The organism is Rhodococcoides sp. S146-33 (genome assembly GCF_059489205.1).
In genome coordinates, this window is sequence record NZ_JCAJWY010000001.1 from 936,574 (window position 1) to 949,984 (window position 13,411).

The window sequence follows — 13,411 nt, forward strand, 5'->3', positions numbered from 1 at the left end:
TATGTCACCTCCCCTGCAATGCGGCCGCGATGACGGCGCGCCCGATGGGTGCGGCCACGGAGCCACCGGTTGCGGCCAACGCTCGGTCTCCACCGTCTTCGACTATGACTGCGATGGCGACCTTGGGATCGCTCGCGGGCGCGAATCCGATGTACCAGGCATGGGGTGGGGTATTGCGTGGATCGGAACCATGCTCTGCGGTACCGGTTTTCGAGGCGATCTGGACTCCGGGGATCTTTCCCTCACCACTGGTGTTGTTCTCGGATCCGATCATCAGATCGGTCAGGGTTGCAGCGGTATCGGAGCTGATGGCCTCTCCCATGGATTTCGGCTGGTAGCTCGACAGGTCGGACAGGTCGGGAGATTGCAGCTGCTGCACCAGGTTCGGGGCCATCCGTACGCCACCGTTGGCGACCGTGGCGGCGATGACGGCGTCCTGCAAGGGGGTCAGCGCAACGTCGCGTTGGCCGATGCTGGACTGGCCGAGGGCCGCGTCGTCGTCGATCGGGCCGATGGTGCTGTCGGCCACGGGGAGCGGAATGGAGGTGTCCTCGCCGATACCGAAAGCGGCTGCGGCGTCGCGCATCTTGTCCACTCCGGTGTCGATGCCGAGCTCGACGAACGCGGTGTTGCACGACCGTGCGAACGCCTCGCGCAGGCTTGCCGTCTGGCCGCCCCCACACGTCGAACCGTTGTAGTTCTCCAATGTCGTCGAGGTTCCCGGCAACGTGATGTTCGACGCGGCCGTGAGCTGGGTATCGGGCGTCGCACCCGATTCGAGCGCGGCGGCGGTGGTGATCACCTTGAAGGTGGATCCGGGGGGATAGGTCTGCGAGATGGCCCGGTTCACCATCGGCCTGGCCGGGTCGTTGCTCAGGTTTTCCCAGGCTGCAGTCGTCGTGCTGCCGTCGTGGCTGGCCAACAGGTTGGGGTCGTAGCTGGGGGTGCTGGCCATGGCGAGGACGTTGCCGGTGGCGGGATCGAGTGCCACGACCGAACCGGTGTACCCCTTGGCGGTGAGTTGGTCGTATGCAACCTGCTGGACGACGGGGTCGATGGTGGTGACGACGTTGCCGCCGCGCGGATCTCGGCCCGAGACGAGGTCGAACAGGCGCCCACCGAAGAGGCGGTCGTCGGATCCGTTGAGCACGGGGTCCTCGGCCCGCTCGAGTCCGTTGCTCGAGTACAGCATCGAGTAGTAGCCGGTGACCGGTGCGTTGGCCTGTGGGCTGGCCGGAGAGATCGAGTTCTGCGGGTAGGTACGCAGGTATTTGTAGCGGTCGTCGGTCGCGACGGAGGACGCCAGAACCTGGCCGCCGGCCGAGATCTGACCGCGCTGGCGTGAGTACTCGTCGAGCAACACACGCGAGTTGCGTGGGTCGGTTCGCAGATCGTCGGCCTTGATGACCTGGAGGTAGGTGGCGTTGGCGAGCAACGCGACGACCATGACCATCACAGCGATGGACACGCGGCGCAGAGGAGTGTTCATGGGCGCTTCACCATTTCGGTCGGAGCGTCCGCGATAGGTGCTGCAGGAGCGGGCTTCTTCTTCGGGGTTGCCGGCTCACGGGCCGCATCGGAGATCTTGATCAGCAGCGCGAGCAGCAGGTAGTTGGCGAGAAGCGAAGATCCTCCGTAGGACAGAAATGGCGTGGTGAGGCCGGTGAGCGGAATGAGCTTGGTGACGCCGCCGACGACGACGAACAGTTGGATTGCGATGGTGAACGACAAGCCGGCGGCCAGCAGTTTGCCGAAGCTGTCCCGGACGGCCAGCGCCGTGCGCAGGCCCCGAATGATGAACAGCAAGTAGAGGATCAGCACTGCCGTCAGACCGATGAGGCCGAGTTCTTCGCCGACGGTTGCGATGATGAAGTCCGTCTTGGCGAACGGCACCTGGGACGGCCGGCCGCTTCCGAGGCCGGTGCCCGCCAATCCGCCGGTGGCGAAACTGAACATCGATTGGACGATCTGATAGCCGGTGTCGTTGTAGTCGTCGAACGGGTGCAGCCAGGTGTCGGTTCGGATCTTGACGTGGCCGAAGACCTGATACGCGAACAGGAATCCGACGATCAGCAGGCCGAACCCGATGATCAGCCAGCCGACCCGCTCGGTCGCGATGTAGATCATCACGAGCACGGTTCCGAAGATCAACAGCGATGTGCCGAGGTCTTTCTCGAACACCAGCACTGCGACCGAGACGATCCAGACGACCAGAATCGGACCCAGATCGCGGGCTCGCGGGAAGTCCATCCCCAGCACGTGTTTGCCCGCGACGGTGAACAATTCGCGCTTGGCGACCAGCAGTGAAGCGAAGAAGATGAGCAGCAGGATCTTCGCGAACTCGCCGGGTTGAATGCTGAAGCCGGGCAGTCGGATCCAGATCTTCGATCCGTTGACCTCCGAGAACGCGGACGGCAGCATCGCCGGGATGGCGAGAAGAATCAGGCCCGCGAGCCCGACGGTGTAGCCGTAGCGGGCCAGCGTGCGGTAATCCCGCAGCAGCACCAACAACGCCACGAAACCGGCGATCGCCAGCGTCGTCCACAGCACCTGCTGGTTGGCGTCGGGCGACGGAATCGGGTTGCCGAGATACTGCGCCTGCTGCTGATCGGCCAGGTCGAGTCGGTGGATGAGCACCAGACCGAGGCCGTTGAGGAGTGCCACGATCGGGAGCAGCAACGGATCGGCATGCGGGGCGAAGCGTCGTACGGCCAAGTGCGCCAGGGTCATCAGCGCGAGATACGCGAGCGCGTACTTCGCGAGATCCCAGGTGATGGTCTGCTCCTGGCTGGCCTCGACCAACACCAACGAAATCGTCGTGATCAGAACCGCAGCGCCGAGCAGAAGCAACTCCACTCCGCGCCGGTTCGATTGGATCGGTGCAGGAGCGAACCCTCCGGGCGGACTCGGAAAGGACCCTCCGGTGGAGGCGGGGGAACTCATCGAGTACCGGTCCTGCAGTTCTGGCCGGGGACCTGCGGAACCGGCGGTGTCGGCACCGCGGTTGTCGTCGGCGCCGCCTCCGGGACCGGATCCGCGGCCGGTGGCAACGGGACCCCGGGAGGCGGAATGATCGTCGTCGTGGGGGTCGGTGCGGGGGTGGTGGTGACGCCGGTCTCGGTCTCGCACACCGGCAGCAGGTCACCCGACGCCAGGCGCTCGACCTGGCCACGTGCGTCGTTCAGGGATCCCGACGGCAATCCGGCCGTGACCTGCTCGCGTGCGGCAGGCAGAAGGTCGTCGATCTCGAAGGGAACACAGTCCGCAGGCGCGGCATCGGGAGCGGTCAGTGTGATGGCTCCGTCGCCGTCGAGGCAGCCGGTCAGTTCCACGCTCTGCAGCGAGTACCCCAGTACCGAGCCGGGCAGGCCCCGCAGAACGGTGACCTTGCTGTTGTCGGCACCGACGTAGTAGTTGCCCTTGATGATCGAATTGGCAACGAGCGCACCGATTGCCGCCAGCACCACCAAGGTCAGAGCGATCAGAGTCCAGCGCAGCTTGTGCGACTTCCTCTCCGGGGTGACCACCGGGGTGGTGACGCGCTTGGGCGTCGAGCGGGGCGGTCGCATTGCCGCGGCACGTCCTGCTGCGGTGTTGGGGGGAGGAGCGTCCTCCTCGTCCTCGGTGCTGGCGGCGCCACCGAGGATGGGATGGCTCTGTCCGTAGTCGAGGTCGATGACATCGGCGACGACGACGGTCACGTTGTCGGGTCCACCGCTGCGCAGTGCGAGTTCGATGAGGCGATCGGCGCAGGGACCGGTCTCACCCTCGTTCATCGTGTTCTCGATGGTCTCGTCACTGACGACATCGGACAGGCCGTCGGAGCACAGCAGGTAACGGTCGCCTGCCCGTACTTCCCGCACGGTCAGCGTCGGCTCGATCTCGTTGCCGGTGAGGGCACGCATGATCAGCGATCGCTGCGGGTGGGTGTGCGCCTGCTCGGCGGTGATGCGGCCCTCGTCGACGAGTGATTGGACGAAGGTGTCGTCGCGGGTGATCTGGGTCAGCGATCCGTCGCGCAGCATGTATGCGCGAGAGTCGCCGATGTGAACGAGTCCGATTCGCTTGCCCGCGAACAGAATTGCTGTCAATGTGGTGCCCATGCCGTCGAGCTCGGGCTCGTCCTCGACCTGATCGGCGATGGATGCGTTGCCTTCCCGGGTGGCTGCCTCGAGCTTCCCGAGCAGATCCTCCCCGGGCTCGTCGTCGTCGAGGTGGGCCAACGCGGCGATCATCAACTGGGAGGCCACTTCACCGGCAGCGTGCCCACCCATACCGTCTGCCAGTGCCAACAGTCGAGCTCCGGCGTACACCGAGTCCTCGTTGTTGGAGCGGACGAGACCGCGGTCGCTGCGAGCGGCATAACGAAGAACGAGGGTCACGGGCGCAACTCGATCACGGTCTTGCCGACGCGAACGGGGGTTCCGAGAGGTACGCGCACTGCGGTGGTCACCTTTGCTCGGTCGAGGTAGGTACCGTTGGTCGAGCCGAGGTCCTCGACGTACCAATCCCCGCCACGAGGGGAGAGGCGGGCGTGTCGGGTGGACGAATAGTCGTCTGTCAGAACGAGAGTCGAATCGTCTGCGCGTCCGATGAGCACAGGCTGCGTACCGAGCGAGATGCGCGTTCCGGCGAGACCGCCCTGGGTCACCACGAGGTACTTGGCCACCTTCTGCTTGTTGAACGACGGAAGAACTTTGGAGCCACCGGAGTAGCGGGCGGGCACTCGCATGCCTGCGGCCGCGTAGATGTCACTGCGCAGGGTGCGAAGGACGGCCCAGACGAAGAACCACAGCAGAAGCAGGAAGCCCGCCCTGGTCAGTTGCAGAATCAATCCCTGCACGACGATTCACCTCCTCCTTCGCGATAGGACCTGCTGCCCACCCGCCTGAACGTTGCGGCGCGGCAGACATGGTTGTCTCGCAGCATCATAGGGTGAAGCCGCTCGGGTGGACGACATTCGGGTGGACGAGCACGAGAGTCGACCATCACTCGTGCCTGGCAGCCCGTGTGTCAGACGATCCGGACCAGAATTTCGGAATGCCCGGCCCTGATGACGTCGCCGTCGGCCAGCTGCCAGTCCTGAACGGGGGCACCGTTGACGGTGGTGCCGTTGGTGGAGCCGAGATCGGAGAGCATGGCCACGCGGCCGTCCCAGCGAATCTCGATGTGTCGTCGCGAGACACCGGTATCGGGCAGCCGGAACTGTGCGTCCTGGCCGCGGCCGATGATGTTCTGACCGTCACGGAGCTGGAAGTAGCGGCCACTGCCGTCTTCGAGCTGCAGGGTGGCTGCGAGCGACTGAGCCTGACCGGCGTACGCGGCGGGCTGGTCGTAGCCGTACCCGCCGTTGCGATCGCCCGCGCCCTGCGGGTAGCCACGGCCGTAGGCAGCCGGGGCAGCCGGGTAGTCGTATGCAGGCTGCTGGTAGCCGGGCTGCTGATATCCGGCTGCCTGGGGCTCGGCGTACTGTCCCGACTGGTCGCTGTAAGCCTGCTCCTGGTAGGGGGCCTCGGAGTAGGCACCGCCGTCGGCACCGTTGTACTGGTACCCCTGGGCGTCGTACCCCTGCGCGTTGTATCCCTGGGCGTCATAGCCTTGCGCGTTGTAGCCCTGCGCGTCGTAACCCTGGTCCTGACCGTAGGCGTGCGGGTCGTAACCCTGATCCTGGCCGCCCGCGGCGCTGTATGCCTGACCCTGGTCGGCATACTGCTGCTCGTCGTAGCCCTGGCCGTTGTACGGCTGCTGGTCGTAACGCGGATCGTAATCGGCAGGCGCGTAGGCCTGGGCGTCGTACCCGTTCTGCTCATGCGCGGCGTAGCGGGGATCCTGGCCACCGGCATAACCGTTGCGAGCGCGCGGATCGGGACGTTGACCGTCCGCGGGGTCGCGCTGCGGGTCGTAGCCTGGGTTCTGCGTCATGTGGCCGGCTCCTGGTATCGACATCGGTGGGGCAGACGGTCGCTGCGTGGCTGAAGGGACGGGACTGGGTGCCGGCTCGGCCGATACGTTCTGCTCGGCCGACGGGCCGTGCTGCGCAGACGGGTTCGGTGCAGCAGTCGCCGATCGTCCCACATCGGGGTCGACCGAGCCACTGGCCCGGAATTGACCGGTGTGCAGAGTGGGCGACGGCTCGAAGCGAACCACCACGTCACCGTAGGTCTGCCACCCCTGATCGCGAATGTAATCGTCGAGGTGGCGCGAAAACGCCTTGACCGTGAGTTCTCGATCGCCGGCGAGCTCGGCGTGATCCGAGCTGTTGATGGTGATCACATAGCTGTTGGGTGCCAGTCGGTGGCCGCCGTCGAGGGGCCGAACCAGATCCGACGCCTCCTGTTGGAGCGCCGCCTCTACCTCGGCCGGTACGACGCCACCGCCGAACACGCGGGCGAAGACGTCGCCGACAGCGCCCTGAAGCTTGCGTTCGAAACGCTGAACGATGCCCATCGTGACCCCTCCTCTCACTGTGTTCTTCCACCGTGTGGTGCCTGCAGGTGCGCAGGGTGCGACAGCCGCGTGTCATCACGAGGGCGCGCTCCAAGCATGATATACGGTGCCGCCGACGCAGACCGCGTGCCGCCGCCCGCTCCGGACCACGCGAGGCCGCGATTTTCGGGCGCGGCAGGGTGCGTGTTAGTGTTCTCGCCGTCACCCGGGCGGGTGGCGGAATGGCAGACGCGCTGGCTTCAGGTGCCAGTGTCCTTCGGGACGTGGGGGTTCAAGTCCCCCTCCGCCCACCACACTGGTCGCAGCTGATCTCGAATCGCTGCGGCCAGTTTTTTATGTGGTGAAAGTCGGATCGTCTTACACGCGTGTACTTTTCGGTCGGTGCACCACCGGCGTCCCGAGAGGGGCCCGATACCTCGACGAATGTCCGGAAAATCGCAGGTGGGAGCCCACAATAGGCTTACCTTATTTGCGGGGGTACCCAGGTGCTGACTTATCGTTCGTAATTGGATCGGCCTCACCACGGCCGAATCCGTCGAGACCCTCACTTTTCTATCACGTGCCTACCCGCCCGTGCAGAGGAAAGCGTCGACGATCGACAGGTGCTGCTTCAACGGCGAGGACGCACCGCAGGCCGTTCGAGCAGCCGGTTACACCACACCGTCGCCGACGAGTTTCAAGGCTGGACTTATCCGAAGGCTAGGTATGAAGCACACTCCGGGCCCGCAAGGCCTCTACGACCCCGTCAACGAGCACGACTCCTGTGGTGTCGCGTTCGTGGTGGACATGCACGGTCGCCGCAGTCGCGACATCGTCGAGAAGGCGATCACCGCACTGGTCAACCTCGAGCACCGCGGTGCTGCCGGTTCCGAACCGAACACCGGTGACGGTGCAGGCATTCTCATCCAGGTTCCGGACGCGTTCTTCCGCGCCGTCGTAGATTTCGAACTCCCCGCTGCCGGTGCCTACGCAACCGGCGTCGCATTCCTGCCGCAGGGCCGCAGCGACGCAGCACGCGCCTGCGAGGGCGTCGAGCGCATCGTCGAGAGCGAAGGCCTGACGGTCCTCGGTTGGCGTGAGGTTCCCACGGACGACTCGTCCCTCGGCGCGTTGGCTCGCGATGCTATGCCGACCTTCCGTCAGCTGTTTCTCGCCGCACCCGACGCATCGGTCACCGATCTCGATCTGGAGCGTCGCGCGTTCGTCATTCGCAAGCGCGTCGAGCACGAGTTGGGCGAAGAGGGCGCGGGCAAGGACGGCCCCGGCCGCGAGACGGTGTACTTCCCGTCGCTGTCCTCGCAGACCTTCGTCTACAAGGGCATGCTGACGACGCCTCAGCTCAAGGGCTTCTACCTCGACCTGCAGGACGAGCGCGTGGAAAGTGCACTCGGCCTTGTGCATTCGCGTTTCTCGACCAACACGTTCCCGTCGTGGCCGCTGGCGCACCCGTTCCGGCGCGTCGCGCACAACGGTGAGATCAACACCGCCACCGGCAACGAGAACTGGATGCGCGCCCGCGAGGCGCTCATCACCTCCGACGTGTTCGGCGGCTCCGAGGCGCTCGAGAAGATCTTCCCGGTCGTCACCCACGGAGCAAGCGACACAGCCCGTTTCGACGAGGTGCTCGAGCTGCTACACCTCGGTGGACGTAGCCTGCCGCACGCCGTGCTGATGATGATTCCCGAGGCCTGGGAGCGGCACGAGTCCATGGATCCCGCGCGTCGGGCGTTCTACAAGTACCACTCCTCGCTGATGGAGCCCTGGGACGGACCTGCTTCGGTGTGCTTCACCGACGGCACCGTCATCGGCGCGGTCCTCGACCGGAACGGTCTTCGTCCGAGCCGGCTGTGGGTCACCGACGACGGCCTGGTCGTCATGGCATCCGAGGTCGGCGTTCTCGACATCGACCCGTCCAAGGTCGTCCGCAAGGTGCGGCTGCAGCCGGGCCGGATGTTCCTGGTGGACACCGCACAGGGCCGCATCGTCTCCGACGACGAGATCAAGGACGAACTCGCCGCCGAGCATCCGTACCAGCAGTGGCTCGACGAGGGTCTGACCTCGATCGACGATCTGCCCGAGCGCCCGCACGTGCACATGCCGCACGATCGCGTTCTCATCCGGCAGCAGATTTTCGGTTACACCACCGAGGAACTGAACGTGCTGGTCTCGCCGATGGCGAAGGCCGGTGCCGAGGCCATCGGGTCCATGGGCACCGATACGCCCATCGCGATTCTGTCGGCTCGCCCGCGGATGTTGTTCGATTACTTCTCACAGCTCTTCGCGCAGGTGACCAACCCGCCGCTCGACGCGATCCGCGAAGAGATCGTCACCAGCCTCGGCGGCACGATCGGCCCCGAGGGCGATCTGCTCAACCCGAACGCCGACAGCTGCAAGCAGATCGTGCTGCCGCAGCCGATCCTGCACAACGACGATCTCGCCAAGCTCGTGCACATCAACGACGAGGGCACGCAGGAAGAGCTTCGTTCGGTGGTCGTGCGCGGCCTGTACGCAGTTGCCGAGGGCGGCGAAGGTCTCCGAAAGTCGTTGGAGGCCATCCGCGCTCAGGTTTCCGCTGCGATCTCGGGTGGCGCACGGATCATCGTGCTCTCCGACCGCGAGTCCAGTGAGAAGCTCGCTCCGATTCCGTCGTTGCTGCTGACCTCCGCGGTGCACCATCACCTGGTTCGGGAGAAGACCCGTACCAAGGTCGGTCTGATCATCGAGGCCGGTGACGCCCGCGAGGTGCACCACATGGCTCTGCTCATCGGATTCGGTGCGGCAGCGGTCAATCCGTACATGGCCTTCGAGTCGATCGAGGACATGATCGAGCGCGGCGCGCTCACCGACATCGACTTCGACAAGGCCGTCGGCAACTACATCAAGGCCGCAGGCAAGGGCGTGCTGAAGGTGATGTCCAAGATGGGCATCTCGACGCTCGCGTCGTACACCGGAGCGCAGCTGTTCCAGGTCATCGGCCTCTCGCAGGAATTGGTCGACGAGTACTTCACCGGGCTCAACAGCCACCTCGGCGGCATCGATCTCGATCAGGTGGCCGACGACGTTGCAGCGCGACATGCGGTCGCTTACCTCGACAACCGTCAGGAACGCGCTCACCGTGAGCTCGAGACGGGCGGCGAGTACCAGTGGCGGCGCGAGGGGGAGTACCACCTCTTCAACCCCGACACCGTCTTCAAGCTGCAGCACTCCACTCGCACCGGTCAGTACGACGTCTTCAAGGAATACACGAAGATGGTCGACGACCAGTCCGAGCGGCTTGCGTCTCTGCGCGGTCTGTTCCGCTTCAAGACCGAAGAGCGACAGTCGATTTCGATCGACGAGGTCGAGCCGGCAAGCGAGATCGTCAAGAGATTCTCCACGGGCGCGATGAGCTACGGCTCCATCTCGGCCGAGGCGCACGAGACCCTCGCCATCGCTATGAACCGTCTCGGCGGACGCTCGAACTCCGGTGAGGGCGGCGAGGATGTCGCACGATTCACCCCCGACGAGAACGGTGATTCGCGTCGATCCGCCGTCAAGCAGGTCGCGTCGGGACGCTTCGGAGTCACCTCGCACTACCTGACCAACTGCACCGACATCCAGATCAAGATGGCGCAGGGAGCCAAGCCCGGTGAGGGCGGCCAGCTTCCGGCGCACAAGGTGTACCCGTGGGTCGCCGAGGTTCGGCATTCGACGCCCGGCGTCGGCCTGATCTCGCCGCCGCCGCACCACGACATCTACTCGATCGAGGATCTCGCACAGCTGATCCACGACCTGAAGAACGCCAACCCGCAGGCCCGCATTCACGTGAAGCTGGTCTCCGAGGTGGGTGTCGGAACGGTCGCGGCCGGTGTGTCCAAGGCGCACGCCGACGTGGTGCTCATCTCGGGCCACGACGGCGGCACCGGCGCAACGCCGCTGACGTCGGTCAAGCACGCAGGTGGACCGTGGGAGCTCGGCCTGGCCGAGACCCAGCAGACGTTGCTGCTCAACGGTCTTCGTGACCGCATCGTCGTGCAGGTCGACGGTCAGCTCAAGACCGGCCGTGACGTCATGGTCGCCGCGCTGCTCGGCGGCGAGGAGTTCGGTTTCGCCACCGCTCCGCTCGTGGTCTCGGGCTGCATCATGATGCGCGTCTGCCATCTCGATACCTGCCCCGTCGGTGTTGCGACGCAGAACCCGTTGCTGCGCAAGCGTTTCGCGGGTCAGCCCGAGTTCGTCGAGAACTTCTTCATGTTCATCGCCGAGGAGGTTCGCGAGCTCATGGCCGAGCTCGGGTTCCGCACACTCGACGAGGCCGTCGGCCAGGTGGGTCTGCTGGATACCACTGCGGCCAAGGAGCATTGGAAGGCGTCGAAGCTGGATCTGTCGCCGATCCTCGAAGAGGTCGAATCGGCTTTCATGAACCAGAACCTCTACAACACCGGGGTTCAGGATCACGGCCTCGACAAGGCGCTGGATCAGCAGCTCATCGCGGCCAGCCGCAACGCGTTGGACAAGGGCGAGAAGGTCGTCTTCGAATCCAAGATCACCAACGTCAACCGCACCGTCGGAACGATGCTCGGGCACGAGGTCACCAAGGCGTACGGCGGCGTCGGGCTCCCGGACGACACCATCGACATCACGTTCACCGGTTCGGCCGGCAACAGTTTCGGTGCGTTCGTCCCGTCCGGAATGACGTTGCGCCTGCACGGTGACGCGAACGACTTCGTGGGCAAGGGACTGTCCGGCGGGCATCTCGTCCTGCGGCCGTCGTTGAGTGCGCCCAAGGGATTCGTCGCCGAGGACAACATCATCGGCGGCAACGTCTTCCTGTTCGGTGCCACCAGCGGCGAGGCTCTCATCCGCGGTGTCGTCGGCGAGCGGTTCGCCGTACGTAACTCCGGCGCTGAGGCCGTCGTCGAAGGCGTCGGCGATCACGGGTGCGAGTACATGACCGGCGGCAAGGTGGTCATTCTCGGCGCGACGGGCCGTAACTTCGGTGCCGGCATGTCCGGCGGCGTCGCGTTCATCTTCGATCCGAACAAGACGTTCGAGGCCAACCTCAACACGGAGCTGGTCGACATCGACGAGCTCGAGGGCGACGAATTCACCTGGTTGAAGGACATCGTCACTCGTCACCAGGAGCAGACCGGCTCCGAGGTGGCCGAGCGGATCCTCGCGGACTGGTCACAACAGGTGAACCATTTCGTGAAGGTCATGCCTCGCGACTACAAGAAGGTACTGCTGGCCATCTCCGAAGCCGAGAAGAGCGGCGCGGACGTGGACGAAGCGATCATGGAGGCAGCTCGTGGGTGACCCACAGGGATTTTTGAAGAACACGGTTCGTGAAGTACCGAAGCGGCGGCCCGTCGATCTGCGCCTGATGGACTGGAAAGAGGTCTACGAGGACTTCTCGAAGGACACACTGCGTACCCAGGCCAGCCGGTGCATGGATTGTGGTATTCCGTTCTGCCACAACGGTTGTCCGCTTGGAAACCTGATTCCCGAGTGGAACGACCTGGTGTTCAAAGACCGGTGGCGTGACAGCATCGATCGCCTGCACGCCACCAACAACTTTCCGGAGTTCACCGGACGGTTGTGCCCGGCTCCGTGCGAGGCGGCGTGTGTCCTGGGCATCAACCAGGATCCGGTGACCATCAAGCAGGTCGAGGTCGAGATCATCGACAAGGCCTTCGAAGAGGGCTGGGTGACGCCGGTCTACCCGACCCACCTGACCGGTAAGACCGTCGCCGTCGTCGGCTCCGGACCCGCGGGACTTGCTGCAGCGCAGCAGCTCACCCGCGCCGGCCACACCGTCACGGTGTTCGAGCGTGCCGATCGCATCGGTGGACTGCTGCGCTACGGCATCCCCGAGTTCAAGATGGAGAAGCGCCACATCGATCGACGGCTCGCGCAGATGGAGGCCGAGGGCACCGTCTTCCGCACGGGCGTCGATGTGGGCGTGGACATCTCGGCCGACGAACTGCGCGCGCAGTTCGACGCTGTCGTTCTCTCCGGCGGAGCCACCGCTTGGCGCGATCTGCCCATCGAGGGCCGCGAACTCGACGGCATCTACCAGGCCATGGAGTTCCTGCCGCACGCCAATCGCGTTCAGCAGGGCGACTTCGCTGCGCCGCCCGTCAGCGCCGAGGGCAAGAAGGTCGTCATCATCGGCGGCGGTGACACCGGTGCCGACTGCTTGGGCACCTCGCACCGTCAGGGCGCGGAGAGCGTGCACCAGTTCGAGATCATGGCCCGTCCGCCCGAGGAGCGTGCGACGTCCACCCCGTGGCCGACGTACCCGCTGATGTACCGCGTCGCGTCGGCACACGAGGAGGGTGGCGAGCGCGTCTTCTCCGTCAACACCGAGCGTTTCGTCGGTGCAGACGGCAAGGTGACCGCACTCGAAGCCTGCGAGGTCGAGTTCAAGGCCGGCAAGTTCGAGAAGGTCGAGGGCAGCGAATTCACCCTCGAGGCCGATCTCGTGCTGCTCGCCATGGGATTCGTCGGACCGGACAAGGGCGGTCTGCTGACCGACCTCGGTGTCGACTTCAACCAGCGCGGCAACGTGGAGCGCACCAACGAGTGGGTCACCAACGTCCCCGGTGTCTTCGTGGCCGGAGACATGGGCCGCGGCCAGTCGCTCATCGTGTGGGCCATCGCCGAGGGCCGCTCCTGCGCGGCTGCCGTCGACACGTTCCTGCAGGGAGCAACCGCACTGCCGTCGCCGATCGTGCCTACCCAGGCACCGCAGCGGTAGGTAGTTGTCCGCCCCTCCCGTCGGGATCAATGTCCCTTTCTTGCACTCTGAGTGACTGAAAGCCACATTGATCCCGACGGGAGTGGGCGATCCCGGCGGAAGTGGGCGATACCGACGGCGGGCGGGCGAAGAGACAACCGTGTGACGGACGGTTACGTCCGTTAACCATGTAGGCATCTGATGGTCACAGGCCCCTGGCATTGTCAGGATCGAACAACGAAGCGT

The 13,411-nt window shown here is 65.1% G+C and carries 7 protein-coding genes and 1 tRNA gene; 3 read left to right on the forward strand and 5 right to left on the reverse strand.

Annotation, left to right across the window (positions count from 1 at the left end):
• Nucleotides 1–4: 4 nt before the first annotated feature.
• The 5 genes from AC5WEY_RS04450 to AC5WEY_RS04470 form a co-directional block, all read right to left on the reverse strand.
• On the reverse strand, nucleotides 5–1,489 hold the full coding sequence (locus tag AC5WEY_RS04450; protein WP_495644839.1) for a peptidoglycan D,D-transpeptidase FtsI family protein: 1,485 nt from the start codon (nucleotides 1,487–1,489) through the stop codon (nucleotides 5–7).
• Nucleotides 1,486–2,943 (reverse strand): FtsW/RodA/SpoVE family cell cycle protein, encoded by a 1,458-nt coding sequence (locus AC5WEY_RS04455; RefSeq protein WP_495644840.1) that lies wholly within the window; start codon nucleotides 2,941–2,943, stop codon nucleotides 1,486–1,488. The genes AC5WEY_RS04450 and AC5WEY_RS04455 overlap by 4 nt, the downstream gene beginning before the upstream one ends.
• Entirely contained in the window at nucleotides 2,940–4,382 is a 1,443-nt protein-coding gene (locus tag AC5WEY_RS04460; RefSeq protein WP_495644841.1) for a PP2C family protein-serine/threonine phosphatase, read from the reverse strand. Before AC5WEY_RS04460 ends, AC5WEY_RS04455 begins: the two co-directional genes overlap by 4 nt.
• On the reverse strand, nucleotides 4,379–4,843 hold the full coding sequence (locus tag AC5WEY_RS04465) for an FHA domain-containing protein FhaB/FipA (RefSeq protein WP_027494977.1): 465 nt from the start codon (nucleotides 4,841–4,843) through the stop codon (nucleotides 4,379–4,381). The genes AC5WEY_RS04460 and AC5WEY_RS04465 overlap by 4 nt, the downstream gene beginning before the upstream one ends.
• Before the next feature lie 170 nt (nucleotides 4,844–5,013).
• Nucleotides 5,014–6,447, reverse strand: a complete 1,434-nt coding sequence (locus tag AC5WEY_RS04470; RefSeq protein ID WP_495644842.1) for an FHA domain-containing protein — start codon at nucleotides 6,445–6,447, stop codon at nucleotides 5,014–5,016.
• Between the two features lie 207 nt (nucleotides 6,448–6,654).
• Between AC5WEY_RS04470 and AC5WEY_RS04475 the strand changes: the two genes are divergently transcribed.
• The 3 genes from AC5WEY_RS04475 (at nucleotide 6,655) to AC5WEY_RS04485 (ending at nucleotide 13,186) form a co-directional block, all read left to right on the forward strand.
• A tRNA-Leu gene (locus tag AC5WEY_RS04475) sits at nucleotides 6,655–6,740 on the forward strand.
• A 412-nt stretch (nucleotides 6,741–7,152) separates the two neighbouring features.
• Nucleotides 7,153–11,742: a glutamate synthase large subunit gene (gltB, locus tag AC5WEY_RS04480; protein WP_495644843.1), complete on the forward strand. Its 4,590-nt coding sequence runs from the start codon at nucleotides 7,153–7,155 to the stop codon at nucleotides 11,740–11,742.
• Nucleotides 11,735–13,186: a glutamate synthase subunit beta gene (locus tag AC5WEY_RS04485; protein ID WP_495644844.1), complete on the forward strand. Its 1,452-nt coding sequence runs from the start codon at nucleotides 11,735–11,737 to the stop codon at nucleotides 13,184–13,186. The genes gltB and AC5WEY_RS04485 overlap by 8 nt, the downstream gene beginning before the upstream one ends.
• Nucleotides 13,187–13,411 lie beyond the last annotated feature (225 nt).

Coding starts and splice junctions, on each gene's coding strand:
- AC5WEY_RS04450 (WP_495644839.1), bottom strand. CDS start 1,489: ATGAACACTCCTCTGCGCCGCGTGTCCATCGCTGTGATGGTCATGGTC.
- AC5WEY_RS04455 (WP_495644840.1), bottom strand. CDS start 2,943: ATGAGTTCCCCCGCCTCCACCGGAGGGTCCTTTCCGAGTCCGCCCGGA.
- AC5WEY_RS04470 (WP_495644842.1), bottom strand. CDS start 6,447: ATGGGCATCGTTCAGCGTTTCGAACGCAAGCTTCAGGGCGCTGTCGGC.
- gltB (WP_495644843.1), top strand. CDS start 7,153: ATGAAGCACACTCCGGGCCCGCAAGGCCTCTACGACCCCGTCAACGAG.